Annotated in this window: 17 protein-coding genes and 1 other RNA gene; 1 reads left to right on the top strand and 17 read right to left on the bottom strand. The window is 56.5% G+C overall.

The window, feature by feature from the left end; all coding sequences use genetic code 11:
* The 9 genes from ACFWUB_RS08465 to tkt all read right to left on the bottom strand — a co-directional run bounded on the left by ACFWUB_RS08465 (position 1) and on the right by tkt (position 12,452).
* Entirely contained in the window at positions 1-1,260 is a 1,260-nt protein-coding gene (locus tag ACFWUB_RS08465; protein WP_292281336.1) for a competence/damage-inducible protein A, read from the bottom strand.
* 15 nt (positions 1,261-1,275) lie between these two features.
* Positions 1,276-2,610: a 30S ribosomal protein S12 methylthiotransferase RimO gene (gene rimO, locus ACFWUB_RS08460; RefSeq protein WP_020309636.1), complete on the bottom strand. Its 1,335-nt coding sequence runs from the start codon at positions 2,608-2,610 to the stop codon at positions 1,276-1,278.
* A 6-nt stretch (positions 2,611-2,616) separates the two neighbouring features.
* Positions 2,617-3,660 (bottom strand): ABC transporter substrate-binding protein, encoded by a 1,044-nt coding sequence (locus ACFWUB_RS08455; RefSeq protein WP_292300816.1) that lies wholly within the window; start codon positions 3,658-3,660, stop codon positions 2,617-2,619.
* A gap of 5 nt (positions 3,661-3,665) precedes the next feature.
* The gene (locus ACFWUB_RS08450) at positions 3,666-5,555 is read right to left on the bottom strand and encodes a YgiQ family radical SAM protein (protein WP_071601811.1); all 1,890 of its coding nucleotides are present in this window, start codon (positions 5,553-5,555) and stop codon (positions 3,666-3,668) included.
* A 12-nt stretch (positions 5,556-5,567) separates the two neighbouring features.
* Positions 5,568-5,972, bottom strand: coding sequence for a helix-turn-helix domain-containing protein (locus tag ACFWUB_RS08445; RefSeq protein ID WP_292108205.1), 405 nt, complete (start codon positions 5,970-5,972; stop codon positions 5,568-5,570).
* A 72-nt stretch (positions 5,973-6,044) separates the two neighbouring features.
* Complete coding sequence (locus ACFWUB_RS08440; protein ID WP_020309641.1) at positions 6,045-8,588, bottom strand: FtsK/SpoIIIE family DNA translocase; 2,544 nt, start codon at positions 8,586-8,588, stop codon at positions 6,045-6,047.
* A gap of 24 nt (positions 8,589-8,612) precedes the next feature.
* Positions 8,613-9,932 (bottom strand): replication-associated recombination protein A, encoded by a 1,320-nt coding sequence (locus ACFWUB_RS08435; protein ID WP_292108204.1) that lies wholly within the window; start codon positions 9,930-9,932, stop codon positions 8,613-8,615.
* Between the two features lie 79 nt (positions 9,933-10,011).
* Positions 10,012-10,189: non-coding RNA, 6S RNA (gene ssrS, locus ACFWUB_RS08430), on the bottom strand.
* Positions 10,190-10,460: 271 nt separating this feature from the next.
* Positions 10,461-12,452, bottom strand: coding sequence for a transketolase (tkt, locus tag ACFWUB_RS08425; protein ID WP_020309643.1), 1,992 nt, complete (start codon positions 12,450-12,452; stop codon positions 10,461-10,463).
* 160 nt (positions 12,453-12,612) lie between these two features.
* Here tkt and ACFWUB_RS08420 point away from each other — a divergent pair, with 160 nt between their 5' ends.
* A complete protein-coding gene (locus ACFWUB_RS08420; protein WP_020309644.1) occupies positions 12,613-13,374 on the top strand; it encodes an HAD family hydrolase in 762 nt (253 codons plus the stop codon).
* A 24-nt stretch (positions 13,375-13,398) separates the two neighbouring features.
* Here ACFWUB_RS08420 and ACFWUB_RS08415 read toward each other — a convergent pair whose 3' ends face one another.
* From ACFWUB_RS08415 to ACFWUB_RS08380, 8 genes are all read right to left on the bottom strand, one after another.
* The gene (locus tag ACFWUB_RS08415; RefSeq protein ID WP_020309645.1) at positions 13,399-14,550 is read right to left on the bottom strand and encodes a toxic anion resistance protein; all 1,152 of its coding nucleotides are present in this window, start codon (positions 14,548-14,550) and stop codon (positions 13,399-13,401) included.
* Positions 14,551-14,559: 9 nt separating this feature from the next.
* The gene (locus tag ACFWUB_RS08410; protein ID WP_416183813.1) at positions 14,560-15,267 is read right to left on the bottom strand and encodes a 5-bromo-4-chloroindolyl phosphate hydrolysis family protein; all 708 of its coding nucleotides are present in this window, start codon (positions 15,265-15,267) and stop codon (positions 14,560-14,562) included.
* Between the two features lie 237 nt (positions 15,268-15,504).
* A complete protein-coding gene (locus tag ACFWUB_RS08405; protein WP_416183812.1) occupies positions 15,505-16,419 on the bottom strand; it encodes a lysophospholipid acyltransferase family protein in 915 nt (304 codons plus the stop codon).
* A 12-nt stretch (positions 16,420-16,431) separates the two neighbouring features.
* A complete protein-coding gene (gene lpxD / locus ACFWUB_RS08400) occupies positions 16,432-17,463 on the bottom strand; it encodes a UDP-3-O-(3-hydroxymyristoyl)glucosamine N-acyltransferase (protein ID WP_416183811.1) in 1,032 nt (343 codons plus the stop codon).
* 18 nt (positions 17,464-17,481) lie between these two features.
* Complete coding sequence (locus ACFWUB_RS08395; protein ID WP_020309649.1) at positions 17,482-17,901, bottom strand: OmpH family outer membrane protein; 420 nt, start codon at positions 17,899-17,901, stop codon at positions 17,482-17,484.
* 16 nt (positions 17,902-17,917) lie between these two features.
* Positions 17,918-18,853 (bottom strand): hypothetical protein, encoded by a 936-nt coding sequence (locus ACFWUB_RS08390; protein ID WP_020309650.1) that lies wholly within the window; start codon positions 18,851-18,853, stop codon positions 17,918-17,920.
* Between the two features lie 9 nt (positions 18,854-18,862).
* The gene (locus ACFWUB_RS08385) at positions 18,863-19,411 is read right to left on the bottom strand and encodes an OmpH family outer membrane protein (RefSeq protein ID WP_416183810.1); all 549 of its coding nucleotides are present in this window, start codon (positions 19,409-19,411) and stop codon (positions 18,863-18,865) included.
* 21 nt (positions 19,412-19,432) lie between these two features.
* Positions 19,433-20,713 (bottom strand): hypothetical protein, encoded by a 1,281-nt coding sequence (locus tag ACFWUB_RS08380; RefSeq protein ID WP_416183809.1) that lies wholly within the window; start codon positions 20,711-20,713, stop codon positions 19,433-19,435.
* Positions 20,714-20,716: the final 3 nt, after the last annotated feature.

The raw sequence follows: 20,716 nt of genomic DNA, 5'->3' as shown, positions 1-20,716 counted from the left end.
CTATGCTTTCTTTGTATGTGTCACTATATAGTGGACTAAGTAATAGACGGCCCGCAGGGCAGCCCGCTGTTTGACTTCGACCCGGCCGCCGTGATAGACGTTGCGGTGGGTCACGGTCCCCCAGGGACCGCTGATACCCGTATAGACCAGGCCGACGGGCTGGTCCGGCGTGCCGCCGCCGGGGCCGGCAATGCCCGTCGTACTGACGGCCAGGTCCGTCCCGTACAGGCGGCGGCTGCCTTCGGCCATTTCAGCAGCCGTCTGTGCGCTGACGGCCGTATAGCGTTCCAGCGTATCGTGAGAAACGCCGAGTATCTTTTCTTTCATTTCATTGCAGTACGTCCCGGCCGAGCCGCGGAAGTAATCGGAGGCGCCCGGCACATCGGTGATGAGTGAGCCCACCAGGCCGCCGGTACACGATTCGGCAGCGCTGACGGAATAGCCGCTGTCGCGAACGAGCTGACCCAGGACATGGGCCATGGTATCGTCGTCGAAGCTGACAATCTGGCCAGCCAGCCGGCGGCGGACTTCCCCTTCCAGGGGAGCCAGCAGGGACCGCGCCTGATCTTCCCGGTCAGCCCGGGCCGTCAGGCGGACTTCGACGAAGCCTGGCCGGGCATACATGGCCAGGGTCGGATTCGATTGCTCCTTGACCAGGTCCATGAGTTTCTCTTCGATGAAGGCTTCGCCCATGTCATAGATTTTGATATAGCGCGAAGCGATGCAGCCCTGGCTGCCAAAAGTCTGGAGCAGCCACGGTTTCAGGCGGTTTTCATACATCCAGCGCATTTCCGTTGGCGGTCCCGGCAGGTGGACCAGGGTCTTGCCGCCTTGCTGCATGGCCACACCCGGTGCCGTACCGGCGCCGTTATCGAAGAGGACGGTGCCCTGTGGGACCATGGCCTGGCGCTTCTGGTTTTCCGTCATGGCCGTGCTGCCGTGATGGACGAGGACCCATTGGCGGACCGATTCGGCGATGGTTTCATTATAAACGAGAGGCATTCCCATGAGGCGGGCGCCGATGATCTTGGTCATATCGCCCTGGGTCGGCCCGAGGCCGCCTGTGGTGATGACCATGTCGACGCGGGACAGGGCCGTCTTCAGGGCTTCTTCCATGCGCTGCGGGTTGTCGCCGACCGTCGTATGATAGATGACAGAATAGCCGATTTCATTGAGTTTCCTCGACAAGTAAGCTGAGTTATAATTGGTAATTTCACCTAACAGTAATTCGGAACCTGTCGTAACCAGTTCCACGAACATAAGCGATCACCTCGGTTAATCCATCCGTTCCGCTACGAGGTCATAGGCAAAGCCCTGGGCGATGCGGACGGGAATCATATCGCCAGGCTGTACATCCTGGGCGTCTTCCAGATAGGTCAGGCCATCGACGTCGGGAGCCTGGATTTCAATGCGCCCGACAGCCTGGCGGATACCCTTTTCTTCTTCTACTCTTTCGACGAGCATCGTATGGACAGAGCCTTCCAGTTCCTGATTGCGGATTTCCGATACCTTGGCCTGGATGGCCATGAGCTGATGATACCGTTCTTCCTTGACTTCTTCCGGAATCTGGCCGTCCATGAGGGCTGCCGGCGTGCCGTCTTCGCGGGAATAGGTGAAGACGCCGACATCGTCGAATTCCGTTTCCTTGACGAAATCACAGAGTTCCTGGAATTCTTCTTCCGTTTCGCCAGGGAAGCCGACGATGAACGTCGAGCGCAGGGTCAGCTTGCGGCCGTGACTGCAGAGCTTCTTCATGAGGCTGCGCACATCGGCTTCGGAATCGCGGCGGTTCATGCGCTGCAAGACGGACTGGGAAATGTGCTGGAGCGGCAAGTCGACGTAGGGACAGATTTTTTCTTCCTTGACGATGAGGTCCATCAATTCATCCGTAAAGTAGTGGGGATAGAGATAGAACAGGCGGATCCAGCGGATGCCGTCGATCTTCACCAGCTGGCGCAGCAGTTCCGGCAACAGGGAATGACCGGCCAGGTCGACGCCATAGCTCGTCGTGTCCTGGGCGATGAGGTTGACTTCCTTGACGCCGTCGGCTGCCAGCTGCTGTACTTCGGCGACGACGGAATCGACGGGCCGGCTGTACAGCTTGCCCCGTACATGGGGAATGATGCAGAACGAGCAGCCGTTGTTGCAGCCTTCGCCGATTTTCACATAGGCACTGTACTTCGGCGTCGTCCGCAGGCGGCTCGTATTCTGGTTGTAGAGATGGCTGACATCGTCCATGAAGCAGGCTTTGCGCCCTTTCTTGACCGTATCGATGGCTTCCCAGATGCGGTCCCACGAACCGGTTCCCAAGAGGGCGTCGATTTCCGGCATTTCCTTCATCAAATCTTCTTTATACTGCTGGCTCAGGCAGCCCGTGACGATGAGTATCTTGCATTTCCCCTCCGTCTTGTAGCGGGCAGCCTGCAATATCGTATCAATGGATTCCTGCTTGGCTTTTTCAATGAACGTACACGTATTGACGATAATGATATCCGCCTGGGGCAGGTCCTCTGTGATCTCCATATGGCGGTCGCGGAGGATGCCCAGCATGACTTCCGTATCAATAAGGTTTTTGGAGCAGCCTAAGCTGACAAATCCGATTTTTTCCATGTAGCTTTACTTTTCCTTTCCGAAGCGAATTGATTTGATCCACCAGGCCTGCAAATCGCGGCGGCCCTGATCAGAATACTGTTTTTTTACGGGGAATAAGACGAGCTCCCGGCCTTTGGCATCGACTTCCGGGTTGGCCGGCGGCAGGGCTTCGCTCAAAAAAATGTGTCTCTGCCGCAAGACGTCAATAGCATCGGGCGAATAGAGCCAGTCGATGAAGGCGTTGGTCAATTCTCCATCTTCACACCAGTTGGTGACAGCCGCACCGGTCAGCCAGTACGACGTGCCGTCTTGAGGATAGAGGATGAAGATCGGCGCCCCGTCTTTGTAATACTGCCGGGCGACGGACGCGTCGGCGACGCCCATATCGGCTTCGCCGCTGGCTACGCGGCGGACATTGACCGACATGGACTTAGAATAGGCCGCTACATGGCTCTGGAGCGAGCTCAGATAGCGTTCACTGTCTTCCATGCCTCTCATTTCCACAAAAGAACAGAGGAACTCGCCGGCCATATCCATGGATGCCAGGTCCGGGAAAGCCAGGACCATACCCGGGTCGGTCAACAGGTCGTCCCAGGACTGGATCTGCATGCCCCGCCGTTCGTAATAGGCCTGGCTGAGGACGAAGACCATAGGGTTATACCAGAGGCCATTCCAGAGCTGTTCCGGGTCCTTCATGGACGGCGGCACTTTATCCGTGACCGGTGAGGCGTAGGGCTGCAAGATGCCGTTTTTCTTCTGAGCCTGCAAGTCGTCTTCCGAGGCGATGAGGATATCGGGCTTGACGCCGCCGTCGTCCTTCAGGGACTGGCGGATCTCGCTGTCGCTCTTGGAATAGATCTGGACGCGCAGATGTTTCTGTTCGTAAAAGCGCTGGGCCAGGCCGTCGTTGACATCCTGAGGCAAGTCGGAAAAGACGACGAGATGGCGTTCGGCTTCATACGCCCGCTGTGCTTCTTCCTGCTGGCGCTGTACCAGGATGGGCCCGCACAGGCTCAGGAGCAGGATGACGAAGAGGCTGAGCACGATAAAGGGCACGAATTTCTTCATTAGCTTCACCTGAATTTTCTAGTCTTAGCCGGTCCCCTCCCCTGCCTGCGGGGCGGAGCGGCATGCCGGCCGGCCTTATCGGGCCGTCTCCCTGCCTGATGGCGCCGCGGCGCGATGAGGCATTTGGGACCGTATCCGATGAGGTCCCGTCGGCCGGCCAGGCACAGGGCCTTATAGACAATATCATAATTGGCCGGGTTCTTATACTGCATCAGGGCCCGCTGCATCTGTTTCTCTTCCGGCCGGCGGGCGACGTAGACTTTTTCACCCGTCAAGGGATTGAGGCCTGTATAGTACATGGCCGTCGACAGGCTTCCAGGCGTCGGGATGAAGTCCTGTACCTGTTCCGGCTGCATATGCATATCCCGAAGGAATTCGGCCAGGGCGACGGCATCTTTCAGGGTACAGCCGGGATGGCTGGACATGAAATACGGGACGAGGTACTGTTTCTTCCCCAGTTCCCGGTTGGCTTCATCGAACCAGTCCTTGAACTTCAGGAAGGCATGGACGTCGGCCTTGCCCATGAGGTCCGTCACGTGCTTGACGACGTGTTCCGGCGCCACTTTCAGCTGGCCGCTGACGTGGTACTGACAGAGTTCCTTGACGAAAGCCTTGTTGTGGTCGGCCAGGACGTAGTCATAGCGCAGGCCTGAGCGGACGAAGACCTTCTTGACGCCTTTGACGCTGCGTATTTCCCGCAGCAGCTTCAGATAATCGTCGTGGGACGTATTGAGGTTCGGACACGTTTCGCTGCCGATGCAGTGGCGGTTGCGGCAGGCCCCGTCGGTGAGCTGCTTGGCACAGGCGACGTGGCGGAAGTTCGCCGTCGGGCCGCCGACATCGTGGATGTAGCCTTTGAAACCGGGCAGATGGGTCATGCGCTCCGTTTCCCTGACCAGTGATTCATGGCTGCGATGCTGGATGATGCGGCCCTGATGGCTGGCAATGGCGCAGAAATGGCAGTGGCCGAAACAGCCGCGCTGGCTGGTCAGGCTGAACTGGACCTCATGCAGGGCCGGAACGCCGCCGGCTGCGTCGTAATCAGGATGCCAGCGCCGCTGGAAGGGCAGTTCGTAGATAGCATCCATCTCGGCTGTCGTCAGCGGCAGGGCCGGCGGCGTCTGGACGACGAAGCGGTTCTCTGACGGCTGGATGATAGTCTTGCCGTAAAAGGGATCCTGTTCTTCGTACTGCATCTTGAAAGCCTTGGCAAAGGTCAATTTATCCTTCTTGACGTCTTCATAAGACGGACAGACGACGGTCTTATCTGAAATGGGCGGCCGGCTGGTGACGTAGCAGATGCCGCGGATGTCGTACATTTCGGCGACGGTCTTGCCTTCGGCCAGAGCGTCGGCGATTTCGACGACGGAATGTTCCCCCATGCCGTAGCTGAGGATGTCGGCCTTGCTGTCCAGGAGGATGGAATGGCGCACTTTATTGGACCAGTAATCATAGTGGGCAAAGCGGCGCAGGCTGGCTTCGATGCCGCCGATGATGATGGGCACATCCTTATAGGCTTCCCGCATGCGGTTGGCATAGACGATGGTCGCCCGTTCCGGCCGGTGGCCGGCTTCGCCGCCTGGCGAATAGCTGTCGCGGCTGCGGAATTTCTTGGCTGCCGTCTTTTCATTGAGCATGGAATCGAGATTGCCGGCTGTAATCAAAGCGGCCAGCCGCGGCCGTCCCAATTTCTTGAACGGTTCGGCACTATGCCAGTCGGGCTGGGAAATGATACCGACACGATAGCCCCGGCTTTCCAATACGCGGCCGATGAGGGCTGCGGCAAAACCGGGGTGATCGACATAGGCGTCGCCATTGATGTAGACAAAATCGAGCTGATCCCAGCCGCGGCGTTCCATGTCCTCCCGGCTGGTTACTAAGAATTTCTCGCGCATATGGCTCCTTATTTAAATTAAAATCCAAATGATGAGCAGCAGGAAAATGATGATGCCGGCAATGATAGTGATTTCCGGCCATTTTCCCTGACGCTGCTTCTTCTTTTTATTGCTGTCCTTGCGGACTTTCTTCTTTTTGACGGGCATGATGGTCCGCACTTCCGGCTGCGGCGTCCGTTCTTCGACGTTTTCCTTGTATTCCCGGGCCAGGGCGATGCCGTCCAGTTCCAGGAAAATGCCGTAATTGCGAAGAAAGCCCTTGACGAAGACGGCGCCGGGAATGGCATCGTATTCGTCCTTTTCCAGGGCTTCCAGGTATTCCCGCTTTATATTGAGGGCATCGGACACGTCTTGCAGTGTCAGCCCTTGTTGTTCTCTTGCCAGTCGCAGCACTTCTCCGATCGACGATTCGTTCACTGTTGTTCCTCTCCCCATTCTCTATAATCGTACCTTTTATTATATAACAGATACGGCCAGGGGTACAGGGGTTCAGCTCAAATACTTCTGCTGGACTTCGTCGGCCGTCATGAGGATTTCCCTGGGCTTGCTGCCGTTATTGGGGCCGACGATGTGCATGGCTTCCATCATGTCGATCATGCGGGCTGCCCGCGTATAGCCGACGCGGAAGCGGCGCTGGAGCATGGACGTCGAAGCCTGGCCCGTTTCCAGGACCATGTCGATGGCCTGGCGCATGAGGTCGTCTTCAAAGAAATCGACGCTGTCTTCGGGATTTTCCGACTGGGCCTTCTGGACGGCTTCATCGTAATTGGGACCGCCCTGGGCCTTGATGAATTCGACCATTTCGTCGATTTCCGAATCGGAAATGAAAGCGCCCTGGACGCGGAGAGGCTTGGAAGCACCGAGAGGATAGAAGAGCATGTCGCCCTTGCCAATCAGTTTTTCTGCACCGGCCATGTCGAGGATAGTCCGTGAATCGACCTGGCTGGAAACGGCGAAGGCAATGCGGCTCGGGACATTGGCCTTGATGAGACCCGTCAGGACATCGACAGACGGCCGCTGTGTCGCCAGGACGAGGTGCATGCCGCAGGCACGGGCTTTCTGACCCAGGCGGATGATGGACTTTTCCACGTCGTCTGAGGCCATCATCATGAGGTCGGCCAATTCGTCGATGATGATGACGATGAAAGGCATCGTGTCTTCCGGATGGAGTTCATTATAGCGGGAAATATCCCGCGTATGGGTGATGGCGAAGCGCTTATAGCGGTCGTCCATTTCCCGGACAGCCCAGCGCAGGACGCTGGCGGCCTTCTTCGGGTCCGTGACGACTGGCGTCAGCAAGTGCGGGATGCCGTTGTAATTGGATAATTCGACGACCTTCGGGTCGATGAGGATGAGCTTGACGTCTTCCGGCCGCTGCTTGAAGAGGATGCTGGCAATGAAGGTGTTGATGCAGACACTCTTGCCGGACCCGGTCGAGCCGGCTACCAGGAGATGAGGCATCTTGGTCAGGTCGGCGACGATGGGGTTGCCGGCAATGTCTTTGCCCAGGCAGACCGGGACGCCGCCGGCGGCCTTGCGGAACGTATCCGTGTCGATGACATCGCGCAGATTGACACCGGTCAGCTTTTTATTCGGCACTTCGATGCCGACGGCCGCTTTGCCGGGAATCGGCGCTTCGATGCGGATATCCGTGGCGGCCAGTTTCAAGGCGATATCATCGGCTAAGTGGACGATTTTGCTGACTTTGACGCCCGCTGCCGGTTCCAGCTCGTAACGGGTGATAGACGGCCCCTGGCTGGCATTGAGTATCTTGGCATCGATGTTGAAGCTCTGCAGCGTTTCCTGGAGGATGCGGGCATTTTCCCGGACTTCATCGCTCAGGCCGATGATATGCTGCGGCCCCGGTTTGAGCATGCTCACCGGCGGCAGGCGGTACGTCTTTTCGCCAGCCGCTTTGGGAACGGCACTGCTCCCTTCTTCGCTGGTTTCGACAGCGACGCTGCTCTTTTCGACTTCAATGGGCTTGACGTCGCCCATATCATGGCCAAGGACATCCGTTTCTCCGGCCAGTGAAGCCGCCGGCGCTGCCGGGCCGGGCTGTACGTCATGGGCCGTCGGCACTGTATCGCCGACGACGGTTTCATGTATCTGACTGTAAGGCCGGGCGTCTTCCGGCATTTCCTCCGGCGTTTCCGGAACTTCTTCATACGAATCGTCGCTGGCCCAATCGTAAGGCACGTCTTCTTCGATAGGGCTGGCATCGAAGCGGACTTCTTCGACGCCGTTGCCCAAGTCGCAGGCATCGGCAATGGTTGAGGCCGGGCGTTCCATATCAGCGGGATAATCATCGGGATTCCCACAAGCGGGACGCCCTAACGGGTCGTCCCCTACAACCGCCTGCAAATCGAAGATGCGGCGGCGTTCATGCCACTGTTTCAGGGACTGGGATGCGTCCTGAAGGCCTTCGACGGCCTTACCCGACACTTTGGCCGCTTCCTGGCCGGCCTTGTCGGCTACGACAGCCACAGGCTTAGAAATAGACCAATTCTTCCAGACCAGGAAGGTGACGATGCAGGCACCGGTAATAGCCATGACAGCTCCAAAAAATCCAAGAAACCGCCGCAGGACCAAGGCCATGACGGCCCCGACGATTCCCCCGCCGACAGATAAGCTGTGCGGCAGGAATTCCGTCCCTTCCGGGATGACCAGCAAATGGACCAGCCCCAGGAGGAGGATATAGATCCACGTCCCGACGGCCCACGATTTCGACACTGGGCAGGCCTTGCGGATGACGATGTATTTCAGGCCCAGGACGATGAGGGACAGGCTGACGACGATCCGGCCCAGGCCGAAGATATACGATAAGATATCGTCGACGCTGTGGCCGATGCGGCCTGTATCGACGCCGATGAAGCCGGCCGTCGCAAAGACGCCTGCGAGGATACAACAAATACCTATGATTTCATATTTCAAAAGTGGCGACGTCCCTGCCTTCCTGGCAGTCTTCGCCTTCTGACGCGTGCCAGTCGTCCGCTTGGTGCGGCTGGTTTTACGGGTCTTTCCTTTTGTCAAAACAGTTCACCTTCTACTAATAGATTACTTGCCGCCACGGCGCTTATGCCAGGCAGCTGCCATGCTCCCTTCCTGTCCATAGGGCCGTTCCCGGTAATAGGACGCTCCTTTCAAAGCATCGGGCAGATACTGCTGGGCCACCCAGCCCCCATCGAAATCGTGAGGGTACTGGTAGGTCAGGCCATGGCCCAGAGCGGCGGCGCCGCTGTAATGGCTGTCGCGTAGATAATCGGGCACATCGCCACAGTCCTTATGGCGGACGTCGGCCAGAGCCGCATCGATAGCCATGTAGGCGCTGTTGCTCTTCGGCGCACAGGCCACGTAGATGACGGCTTCGGACAGGATGATGCGCCCTTCCGGCCAGCCGACGAACTGGACGGCCTGGGCAGCGGCATTGGCGATGACCAGAGCCTGGGGATCGGCCAGTCCTACGTCTTCAGCCGCACAGATGACCAGGCGGCGGGCGATGAAGGACGGCTGTTCTCCGGCGTCGATCATACGGGCCATATAGTGCAGGGCCGCATCGGGGTCGGACCCACGCATACTCTTGATGAAAGCCGATACCGTATCGTAATGGGCATCGCCTTTCTTGTCATACGTATAGACCTTATGACCGGCTACTTTTTCGATAGCGTCGTGTGTGATATGGCCGCCAGCCGGGACGACCATGCAGACCTGTTCCAGCAGGTTGAGGCCGACGCGGGCATCGCGGTCGGCCAGCCGCGCCAGGGTTCCCAGCATCTCATCGCTGGCCGTGATGCCCAGCGAGCCCAGGCCTTTTTCTTTATCCGTCAGAGCCCGCCGCAGGACGGCCATGACGGCCTGTTCCGGCAGGGGCTTCAGCTGGATGACGCGCAGGCGCGACAATAAGGGGCGGTTGACTTCAAAATAAGGATTTTCCGTCGTCGCCCCGATGAGGATGACCGTCCCGTCTTCGACATACGGCAACAGGACGTCTTGCTGGCTTTTATTGAAGCGGTGGATTTCGTCGATGAAGAGGATCGTCCGCTTTTGATATAAATGGATGGCATCCTGCGCCGCCGCGATGACTTTGCGCAGTTCCGCCGTCCCGGCCGTGACGGCGTTGAGGGTTACGAAACGGCTGTCCGTCTCATTGGCAATGACATGGGCCAGCGTCGTCTTGCCGACGCCAGAGGGACCGTAAAACAAAAGGGACGGGATCGTGTCCTTCTCGATGAGGGTCCGCAGAAAACTGCCCGGGCCGATGAGGTCGTCCTGTCCATAGATGTCATCCAAAGATTCCGGCCGCATGCGGACGGCCAGCGGCGCATAGTCCCGGCCGCTCCGTTCATCAGCCATAGAAAATAAATCGTCTCCGCTCATTTGTTTGCTCTCCAGACTAAATAGAACGCCGCCAAGTCTCCTCAGCGGCGGACGAAATAACTAAATTCTCGAATAAGAAAAGAGCCCCACCATGCCGTTTATAAACCGAGTTTTGAGCCTGCCTAAGCAGGTGGGTGTTCTCCTATAAGGGTCGACAGTCCAGTGAAGGCATTGCCTAACGATATAGAGCCCGAACTCCCAATGTAAAAAGTGTTGGTTCAAAACATCGAGACCATTTACGTACACAGTAGGGTTTCTTCTTGTATCTAGTATAATAAAATATAGAAGAAAAATCAAGCCTTGACAAATGAAAAAGGCGCTGTCGCATGAAGACAGCGCCTTTTAAGTGGTTAGGGGCTAGGGGTTAGTGGCTAGTAGGGGCGCCACGTGGGGCGCCCGTTTCCGTATATGTGAGAATCCCGCAAAGACGCGGCGGGCCGCCCTTTGGGACGGCCCCTACGAACGGCTAACTGCGACCTGCGGTCTGCGGGACGCCTTTGGACGTTCCCTACGAGCCACGAACCACGATTATTTTACGACTTTCTTTACGGCGGCTACGACGTTTTCTGTCGTGAAGCCAAATTTCTTGAACAAGACGCCGGCCGGAGCGGAGGCACCGAAGGATTTCATGGAAACCGTCGTCCCGTCGAGGCCGACGTATTTACCCCAGCCGAAGTCCGAAGCGGCTTCGACAGCGACGCGGGCGCGGACAGCTTTCGGGAGTACCTGTTCTTTATAGGCTTCGTCCTGCTGTTCAAAGAGTTCCATGCAAGGCATGCTGACGACGCGGACGTCGACACCTTCTTTAGCCAGTTCGTCTTTAGCGCTGACAGCCAGTTCGACTTCCGAACCGCTGGCCATGATGATGGCATCGGGAACGGCCTTGTTGGCATCGGCGATGACGTAAGCGCCTTTCAGGGCTTCTTTGCTGCTGCCGGCGAGCTGCGGCAGGTTCTGGCGGGTCAGGACGAGGGCCGTCGGCGTCTTCTGGCTGGTCGCAGCCAGGTACCAGCCGGCAGCCGTTTCCGTAGCGTCAGCCGGACGGAAGACGTTGACGTTAGGAAGGGAGCGGAGCATGGCCAGCTGTTCAATCGGTTCGTGAGTCGGGCCGTCTTCGCCGACACCGATGCTGTCGTGCGTGAGGACGTACGTCGTCGGCAGGCTCATGAGGGCAGCCAGGCGGATCATGGGTTTCATGTAATCGCTGAAGACGAAGAACGTGCCGGCATACGGACGGATACCGCCGTGAAGGGCCAGGCCATTGGTGATGGCGCCCATAGCCAGTTCACGGACGCCGAAGTGGACGTTGCGGCCGCTGTAATCGGTCTTGCTGAAGAAGCCTTCGCCTTTCATTTCCGTCTTGTTCGACGGAGCCAGGTCGGCGCTGCCGCCAAAGAGCTGAGGCATGATGTCTTTCAGGCGGTTGATCATCGTGCCGGACAAGCTGCGCGTAGCCTGCGGTTTATCTTCATAAGCCCAGAAATCTTCGTCATTCAAGAGGGCCTGTGCATCGACATCGCTGTGGAAAGCATCCCATTTAGCTTTCATATCCGGGAATTTGGCAGCGTAGTCGGCAAAGAGTTTCTGCCAATCCGCTTCAGCTGCGCCGGCTTTCTGGCTCAATTCAGCATAATGAGCATAGACTTCGTCCGGGATGTAGAAGGTTTCCTGCGGTTTCGGCCAGCCCAGGTTTTCTTTCATGGCGACGATGTTTTCTTCACCCAGCGGCGAGCCATGAGCGGCAGCCGAGCCCTGTTTGGCCGGGCAGCCATAGCCGATCTGGGTCTTGATGGTAATGAACGACGGATGTTCCTTGTCGGCTTTGGCTTCTTCGATGGCTTTGCCGATGGCATCGAGGTCCGTGCCGTCTTCGACGGTAATCGTCTGGAAACCGAAGGCAGCCATGCGGGCCTGGACATTTTCCGTAAAGGCGATGTCCGTATTGCCTTCGATAGAGATGTTGTTGCTATCGTAGAGGACGATGAGTTTGGAAAGGCCGAGTGTCCCTGCCAGGGAGAAGGCTTCCGACGAGATGCCTTCCATCAGGCAGCCGTCGCCGCAGAGGGCGAAGGTGTAGTGGTCGACGACGGGATAACCCGGTTTATTGAAAATAGCTGCCAAGTGAGCTTCTGCCATGGCCATGCCGACAGCCATGCCCAGGCCGGCGCCGAGGGGGCCTGTCGTCGCTTCGACGCCCGTCGTGTGGCCGTATTCCGGATGACCCGGTGTCAAGGAGCCATCTTGACGGAACTGTTTAATGTCGTCCATGGTCAGGCCGTAGCCGTAGAAATGGAGCAGCGAATACAACAGCATCGAGCCGTGGCCAGCCGAGAGGATAAAGCGGTCGCGGTTCGCCCATTTCGGGTCCTTTGCGTTATGGTTCATGTGATTTGCCCAGAGTTCGTATGCAATGGGGGCTGCGCCGAGGGGCAGGCCGGGATGGCCGGAGTTGGCCTTCTGGATGGCGTCAGCCGACAATACACGAATGGCATTTACACAAGTCGTATCAATGGTGCTCATTAGTCAAATCGCTCCTTTTTATGTGATCGAAAATAAATAGACATTCACTTTATTATGTAAAAAAAGGACCCCTTCTGTCAATGGCAAAAGGGGATTTTGGGAGAAATTTATATATGCTATAATAAAGAGGTTTCTTAATTTTCCGAGAAAGGATAGACTCATGACGAAAAAATACTTTTTCTTTGATATCGACGGGACCCTGGGCCTGGGGATCTCCAGCATCATCCCGGCAGACACGCTGTACTGCCTGCGCCGCCTCGTCCAGAAAGGCCATTTCATCGCCATCGCATCGGGCCGCCTGCAGCACGATACACAGACCTTTGCCGACCGCTACGGCATACCGGCCGTCGTCGCCGATGGCGGCAACAGCCTGTCCCTGGACGGGAAAATCCTGAAAATGACCGGCCTGCCCCTGGAGAACTGCAAAGCCCTGCTGCGCGACCTGACGGACCGCCACTATCCCTGGGCCGTCGTCACGGACAATACCATCAACCGCTATACACCGTATGCTGATTTCCCCCACGACGACCCGCGCAATTACATGGAAACCGTCATCCGCCCGGTCCCCATCGAAAATCTGACGGCCGTCTATAAAATCATGTACGCCCGGCCCCAGCGCCTCGAAGACGAACCGCCGACATACGGCCTGCCCCACCTGGAATACATCGACCACACGTACCTCATCGAACCGACCGACAAGAGCCGCGGCATCCTGCGTATGCTGGACCTCGTCGGCGGCCGCCCGGAAGATGCTGTCGTCTTCGGCGACGGCATGAACGACATTTCCATGTTCCGCAAGCCCTTCTTCTCCATCGCCATGGGCAACGGCCGGGATGAGCTGAAAGCCCATGCCGACTACGTCACGGGCGACAACGATAAGGGCGGCATCCTGGAAGCCTGCAAAAAATTCGGCTGGCTCTAAGGGATAGTCCGTAGTTTGCAGTTTCTAGTTGTGGCCGGCGCCTTTTAACAGGGCTTCCCGCAGGCGGTCTTCGATCTGGACCAGTTCGGCTTCGGCGGCCTGCCGCTTCTGCCGTCCTTCCTGCTGGATGCGCAGCGTATCTTCGATGGTGCTGATCAAATCTTCATTGACCTGCTTGACCGTTTCGATATCGACGATGGCCCGTTCATTTTCGACGGCCGTATCGTGGGAATTCTGCTTGAGCATGGCGGCGTTGCGCTTGAGCAGTTCATTGGTCGTATTAGACACAGCCTGCTGCATTTCCAGGGCTTCTTTCTGCCGCCCCAGCCCCAGGGCCAGGACCATCTGGTTCTTCCACAAGGGGATGGTGTTGTAAATGGCACTCTGGATGCGGTCGACGAGGATCTTGTCGTTGTTCTGGATGATGCGGATCTGCGGTGCCGTCTGGATGGCAATGGTCTTGCTGATTTTCAGGTCGTGGACCTTCTTTTCAAAGCGGCTGACGGAATTCTTGAAATCCTGGACGACCTGGACGGCCATGGGATTATCTGAAACCTGAGCCTGGGCTTCCAGTTTGGGAATCGTCGTCAAGTTCAGTTCCTGTATCTTTTCTTCGCCAGCCTGGATGTAGAGCTGGAGCTGTTTGAAGTATTCCAGGTTCTTATCGTAGAGGCCGTCGAACATGGCAATGTCCTTCATGAGGGTCATTTTCTGGCTGTCCAGGCCGGCCTGTATCTTGTCGATCTGGGCGGCCAGCGTCGTATAGGACTGGGTCAGGGCTTCTTTTTTCTTGAACAGCGAGCCGACGACGGGCAGGCTGGCCAGGAAGCCCTGGTCCTCGTCGTTTTCGTCTTCAAAGGACTTGACCCGCTTGACCAGGTCGTTGAGCAGGTCACCGGCTGCGGCCGGGTCCGTACTCTTGACCGTCGACAAGACGCTGTCCGAAAAGGTGGCGATATTTTTCTGGGCGGCGCTGCCGTACTGGACGATGGCGTTGGAATTGACCAGGTCGATGGCATCCTTGATGGTGTCGACCTGCTGCCGTTCTTCCGGCGTCAGGCTTTCGACCTGGGCATTGAAATGAGCTACTTCGTGCTTTTCATCGACGGCTGGCAGGGCTTTCTGGCTGTCGGCCTGCTTTTTCTCTAAAAGGTCATTCAAATTGATATCGGCCATAGTATCTACCTACTTTCTTTTTGTATTCAAGAACTGGTCGGCTAAATCGATGATCGTCCCGACCAGGTCATCACTGCGCTTGGCCTGCGGTTCCACCTTGGGCGGTTTCGTCTGGATGCCGTCAGCGGCCATGTTCTGCTTCATGACCTTCATTTCGGCGTCGAGGTCCATGAGCTGGGCATTGAGGACCTTGGAGAACTGGTCTTCATAGGCTTCGTCGAACTTATCCAGGAGCTGCTTGATCTCCCATTTCGACTGCTGCACTTCCTGCGCTTCAAGGCCCGTCTTTTCCAGCTCCTGGTACTTGCGGACCAGGAGCAGGGCCCGGTCCTGGTAATAATCGACGAAGCGCCGGGCCAGGCTCATCCGTTCCGGATGCTGCTGCAAGTAGGTCAGGAAATTCTTGGCAATGCCCTGCATCTTGCGCAGCTGTTTCCGCAGTTCGTCGTCATCGACGTGCTTCATTTCTTTTTCAATGGCGTTGAAATCATCGACGGCTTTGCTGAAGAGCTCGTCGTTCAGCTTGTCCACTTCTTCGTTGCCGCTGGAAAATTCCAGTTCCGGCTTGAACTTCTTCTTATTGTGGCGGTGAATCCAGTAGAGGATGAAGACGCCGAAGACGAGACTGAACGTCCCGGACAGATGACCCGTAGCGAACCAGTTATAACTGGGAACGGCAAAACAGATGATAGCGATGAGATATAAGAAAATATTCACGATCGTCCCTCCTAAGTGAAGAATGTCTTTCCTTAATCATAGCATTTTTCGCCCCATTTGTCGTGGATTGTAAGGCAAAAAAGAGGCTGTCCCTGAAGACAGCCTCTTTTTGAGTATTAAGTTTGCAGTTTGTAGTTTTTAGTGAATGGTTTTAAATTTAGAGCCATTTTCTACAAACTGCAAACTCCGAACTACAAACTACGAAGTAATAGTGACTACGCATGATGACATAAGCCTTCATACGCCAGCCCCCTTTTCAGCTTGTTTTATTTTATACCGTTTAGTCCATTTCCAGCGATTGTGCAGCCAGAACCAGTCTTCTGGATACTTGCGGATATGGGCTTCCAGGCGGTCGTTGAGTTCCTGTGTCGTTTCGTACATGATGCGGTTCTTTTCCTCTTTCGAGAGCTTGTGGTCCGCTGTGTACGGCTTGATGGGCGGCAGGACTTCGACGACGTGGTGGTACGGCCGGTCTTCGTGGATGAAGGTCGACACGATGGGGTAATTGGCGATGCCGGCCATCTTGGCCGGTCCGTCAGCCGTCAGGGTGTCCATGCCAAAGAGTTTGACCATGATGCCGGTATAGCCCGGGTCCTGGTCCATGAGCAGGCCGATGTAGTGGCCGTCGCGGAGGAAGCGGACCATGTCGCGGATGCCCGTCTTGTAAGTGACGTGCTGCTTCATCATGGCCCGGTACTCGTTGATGAAGGCATCGGCGCTCTTGCTGTTCTGTTCCTGAGCGACGGAAATAAGGGGATAGCCGTTCATGGCCAGGACGGCCCCTAGGAGTTCCCAGTTGCCGGCATGGGAGGCCATGAAGATAGCCCCTTCGCCGCTGGCTTTGAGCTCGTCCAGGTATTCCTTGCCGTGCCAGGTAATCTTTTCGTCGAGGAGTTCCTTCGTATAGCGCGGATACGACAGGACTTCGACGATCATCGGACCAAAGCGGACCGTACTGGCCCTGGCAATGGCCATGGCCTTATCCGGGTCCTCTGTCAGGCCACAGTCCAGGATCTGCTGCTGGGCCAGCACTTTTCGCTTCTTCGGGACGAAAGTCCAGAAAAAGGCACCTAAAAAGGTGCCCAGGGCCCGGCGACAGCCTTCGGGAATGTGGCAGATGATCCAGCTCAGACATTTCATAAAGGTGTACATAGGCAAATCCTCTTACTGTTGTTCTAATTTCTTTTCCAGTTCGGCGATTTTTTTCTGCAAGGCCTTGACGGTCTTGGCCATTTCCGGCAGGTGCTTCAAATAGACCTGGGTACGGCTCCATTCCATATGGGGACGGGCCGGGAAGCCCGCATAGACCTGATTGCCCTTGATATTGCCGGTAATCCCGGTTTTCCCGGCAAAGACGGCATTGTCGCCGATGGTGATGTGGCCGGTGCAGCCGGTCTGGCCGGCAAAGATGACGTGGTTACCCGCTTTGGTGCTGCCGGCAATGCCTGTCTGGGCGATGAGGAAGCAGTCTTCGCCGATTTCGACGTTATGGCCGAGATGGACGAGGTTGTCGATTTTCGTCCCCCGCCCGACTTTTGTCGAACCCAGCGTGGCATTATCCAAGCACGTGCAGGCCCCGATTTCGACATCGTCGCCGAGGGTGACGTTGCCGATCTGCGGGATCCGCGTATGCTTGCCCTTTTCCGTGGCAAAGCCGAAGCCTTCACCGCCGATGACGGCATGAGCCCGGATGACGGCCCGCTTGCCGAGGACGCAGTTTTCGTGAATGACGGCGCCAGGATAGATGACCGAGCCTTCGCCGATCTTGACGTTATCCCCTAAGAAGACATAGGGATAAATCGTCGAACCCTTGCCGATTTCGACGTTCTTGCCGATGACGGCATAAGGCATGATGGCTACGTCTTCGCCGATAGAGGCGCTGCCGTCGATGATGGCTGTCGGATGGATGCCCGGCGTGACCGACTGGCGGGGATGAAACAGCACGAGGAGCTGGGAAAAAGCCAGGCGGGGATTTTCTACGACGACGAGCGTATTATCTCCGGCAGGAACTTCTTTTTCGACAATGACGGCACCGGCATGGACCTGCGGCAAATATTCCGTATACGGATCGACGGCAAAGGTAATGTCCTGCAGACCGGCTTCGGCCAGGCCTTTCACGTCTTCAATGACGGCGTCACCCTTGCCGATGACCGTGCCGCCCAGCAATACTGCTAATTCCTGTACTGTTTTCTTCACGATATACAACCCCTTTTTTTACTGCAATTTGGCAATTAAATCGTCGGTTACGTCGATGCCGCCGGAAGGAACGGCTTCTTTGACGACGATGATGCCGACATTTTTATCCTTGGCGATGTCGCCTAACTTGCTCTGGATGTCCGACATGAACTGACGCTGCATGCTGGCGCCGAAAATATTGAGTTCCTGCTGGGCCTGCTGCTGTTTCTTCTGGAAATCTTCAGCCGACATGGACTGCTGTGCGTCCTGCAATTCCTTTTCGATGGATTTCTGTTTATCTTCGGTCTTCTGTTTATACTGCTGGACCAGGGGCGCTTCTTTCTGTACGCGCGACATGTCGACGACGCCTACATTATCTTTTCCGCCACAGCCGGCGAGCATACCCGTCAGGGCCAGCATTGCGGCGACGATTCCTAAGCGCTTCCAAACTTTTTTCATTGCTAAAAGCCTCCTGTTATGCCAACTTGGCAATAATATCATCGGTAACATCCGTAGCCGTGCCGATGCCTTCGTAGTTGGCGAAGATCATCTCAAAGCCCTGTTCCTGGGCGACATCGGCGGCTTTATCGCGGATATCTGCCATGATGGCGTCTTTCACATCTTTCATTTCTTTTTCTTTTGCATCGAGTTTATCTTTCCATTCCTTGTTCCACACAGCCGGTTCCGGCCGGTCCTGCAAGACGCCCAGCTGCTGCTGGAAGACCTGCTGGTTGTCTGCCTTGCGTCCTTCCAGGTCTTTCTTGACCTGCTGGGCGTAGTCATCGAGCTCTTTCTTGGCCTGGGCCTTATCCGGTGCCATGAGGGCCGCGATTTCATCGGCTGTCCGGTTGGTCACCTGGACGTCAGCCTGGCTGCCTTTGAGCAAGGTTTGGAGCTGTTCCTCTGTCGCTGCCCGTTCTTCTTTAGACAGGGACAGGGTCTTCAGCTTCAACTGGAGATTGACGATTTTCAAGGTGTCGGCCTGGGAAATGACAGGCGTCGTCTTCTTCTTTTCCTGGACGAGCGAATCATACCGCTGTTTCAGCCGGTTGTTGAGCTCGTTCTCCTTGAGGGCGACTTTGGCCTGCAGTTCCTGGTCGAGGGCTGCCGTACCTGCGGCGTCGGCAGCGGCAAAATTCTGGACCGACGTCCCTTCGGCAGCAGCTTTCTGGGAATAGTTCCACTGTTCAAACTGATATTGGGCAACCATAGCGTTGTATTCCAGTTCTAAATGGTGATACTCGCTATAACGCGGGTGGCTCATGACGACGTGTTCCAGGTCTGCATAGGCATAGACCGGCGTCGCAGCTGTCGACGGGGCCGGCTGGCTGCGGTGGCTGAAGAACCACCAGCCGGCGAGGAGACAGACCATGAGGACCGCGGCACCGGCTGCCGCATATATCCGTTTCATAAAGACTCCTTACTGGTTACTGCTGCTGGAGCTGTCCGAACTGCTGGAATTGCTGGAGCTGCTGTCGGAGCTGCTGGAGCTGGAATTTTTGTTCAGTTCTTTGGCTACCTGGTCGGTAATATCCGTACCGCCATAGAGGACGACGCTCTTGTCGACGACGAGGCTGAGGCCTTTGGTCTTGGCAACATCGCTGACAGCCGTGTCGACTTTATCTTTGATGCCTTTGAAGATTTCCTGGCGTTTCGTAGCCAGTTCGCCCTGCATCTTCTGGAAGAGCTGCTGTTTCTGCTGGTCGTCCATGCCGGCCGACTGCTGTTCAAACTGTTTCTGCATGTCTTCGCCAGCCTGCTGGAGCTGTTTCTGTGCCGCAACGGCGTCCTGATTATCAGGAGTGATGATCTTGCTCGTATCGACGACGCCGATGTTGCTCGACGGAGCCGCATTGACAGGGTTGCCCGTCTGCATGATAGCCAGGCCGGCGACACTGAAGACGAAGATAGCTGCGATAACAGCCGAAAAAATCTTGATATTGCGTTTCTTACCTATTTCAGACATCATAATAAAACTTCTCCTTTTGTATTACAAATAACCGATAATCCGGAGCCAAGCATCGTGGTCGGACACGATATATTCCAAACCGACATAATCATCGACGCGATAGTGCAGGCCCACTTCGGAATCGTCATGGGTCAGGTCACGGTCATAGCGCAAGGTCCAGCGCCCTCCCAAGGGCTGGCGCAGCCACAGGTGCTGGCTGTCGTCGAGGCTTTCGAACTGGTATCCCGCCTGGGTCCCGCTGCGGAAGCGGTAAAAGTAGCCGGGCATGAAGTTCCAGTCCAGGGAAGACGGCATGAACTTGACGGCACCGTACACTTCGTGATGGCTGCCGATCTTACGGCCCACATGGGCCATGAGGACCGTATCATCGTCGCTGCTGTGGTCACGGCCGGCGTCGATATAGGCGCCGCCGCGGATGTCGTAAAAAGCCGTCTGTGACGTAAGGTCGATGGCCGTATCCTCACCGAGCGACAAGGACGGCGTCACGTGCAGTCCGTAGTTCTTGACGACCCACTGGCGCTGGACATCGCCCTGCAAAGCTTCGGCAATATCCCGTTCATGGCGCCGGACAAAAGCCACGGGCAGGCCAGCCAGGCCGGCATAGGTCCGTTCCAGCTGGTTGCGGGCGCTGAGGAAGATGACCTTCGGTACATCGTCGCCCTTGATAGCCACGCGGACGTTGCGCACGACAGGCAGCTTGGGCAGCATGTAGACGGTGACGTCCGTTTCCGGACCGCCGTGGATGACGATGTGCGGATAAAATTCCGGCACCCGTTCTTCCAGTTCATTTTCCAGGACCGATTTGACGGCACCGTTAGCCCAGTCCAGGGCATCGACAGGCAGGCCGATGAGCAGGCTTTCGGCCATGTCCCCGGCATGTTCCAGGTCTTTATCGACCAGTTCCTGCCCCATTTTCGGCAAGGCTCCGTAGTCGACGGCGAAGCGGACGTTGCGGATCGTATCACCCCAAGGGCGGATGCGTACATCCAGCTCCGTCCGGCTGCCGGGATGGATGGCAATGGATTCCACCGTATAGCCTATGAGGACGCGATTGATGATATCGTTGACGGTTCGCTCGTATTCTTCATGACGACTGACAATGTCTCCGCTGTCGTGGTTGAGGAATACGTGGTTCCCTACAGTTTGGATGCTGGCAGCAATACGTTTTTCGACTAATGGCGGAATCGCCTCCTCTACGGAGGCGACATGGACCGTCACTTGTTCTACTGATGCTGCTATAGCACTACTAAGACTAGCACAGACGGCAAAGACAGTCAATAAATAAGTGCGGATCTTCATCATCCA

This window comes from Megasphaera sp., assembly GCF_047831605.1.
GTDB lineage: Bacteria > Bacillota > Negativicutes > Veillonellales > Megasphaeraceae > Megasphaera > Megasphaera intestinihominis.
The sequence above is the reverse complement of the archived record's forward strand: the minus strand, read 5'-3'. Positions and strand labels throughout refer to the sequence as shown.

Coding starts and splice junctions, on each gene's coding strand:
- ACFWUB_RS08390 (WP_020309650.1), bottom strand. CDS start 18,853: ATGAAACGGATATATGCGGCAGCCGGTGCCGCGGTCCTCATGGTCTGT.
- ACFWUB_RS08395 (WP_020309649.1), bottom strand. CDS start 17,901: ATGAAAAAAGTTTGGAAGCGCTTAGGAATCGTCGCCGCAATGCTGGCC.
- ACFWUB_RS08405 (WP_416183812.1), bottom strand. CDS start 16,419: ATGTACACCTTTATGAAATGTCTGAGCTGGATCATCTGCCACATTCCC.
- ACFWUB_RS08380 (WP_416183809.1), bottom strand. CDS start 20,713: ATGATGAAGATCCGCACTTATTTATTGACTGTCTTTGCCGTCTGTGCT.
- ACFWUB_RS08450 (WP_071601811.1), bottom strand. CDS start 5,555: ATGCGCGAGAAATTCTTAGTAACCAGCCGGGAGGACATGGAACGCCGC.
- ACFWUB_RS08385 (WP_416183810.1), bottom strand. CDS start 19,411: ATGATGTCTGAAATAGGTAAGAAACGCAATATCAAGATTTTTTCGGCT.
- ACFWUB_RS08455 (WP_292300816.1), bottom strand. CDS start 3,660: ATGAAGAAATTCGTGCCCTTTATCGTGCTCAGCCTCTTCGTCATCCTG.
- ACFWUB_RS08435 (WP_292108204.1), bottom strand. CDS start 9,932: ATGAGCGGAGACGATTTATTTTCTATGGCTGATGAACGGAGCGGCCGG.
- ACFWUB_RS08415 (WP_020309645.1), bottom strand. CDS start 14,550: ATGGCCGATATCAATTTGAATGACCTTTTAGAGAAAAAGCAGGCCGAC.
- ACFWUB_RS08420 (WP_020309644.1), top strand. CDS start 12,613: ATGACGAAAAAATACTTTTTCTTTGATATCGACGGGACCCTGGGCCTG.
- tkt (WP_020309643.1), bottom strand. CDS start 12,452: ATGAGCACCATTGATACGACTTGTGTAAATGCCATTCGTGTATTGTCG.
- ACFWUB_RS08465 (WP_292281336.1), bottom strand. CDS start 1,260: ATGTTCGTGGAACTGGTTACGACAGGTTCCGAATTACTGTTAGGTGAA.
- rimO (WP_020309636.1), bottom strand. CDS start 2,610: ATGGAAAAAATCGGATTTGTCAGCTTAGGCTGCTCCAAAAACCTTATT.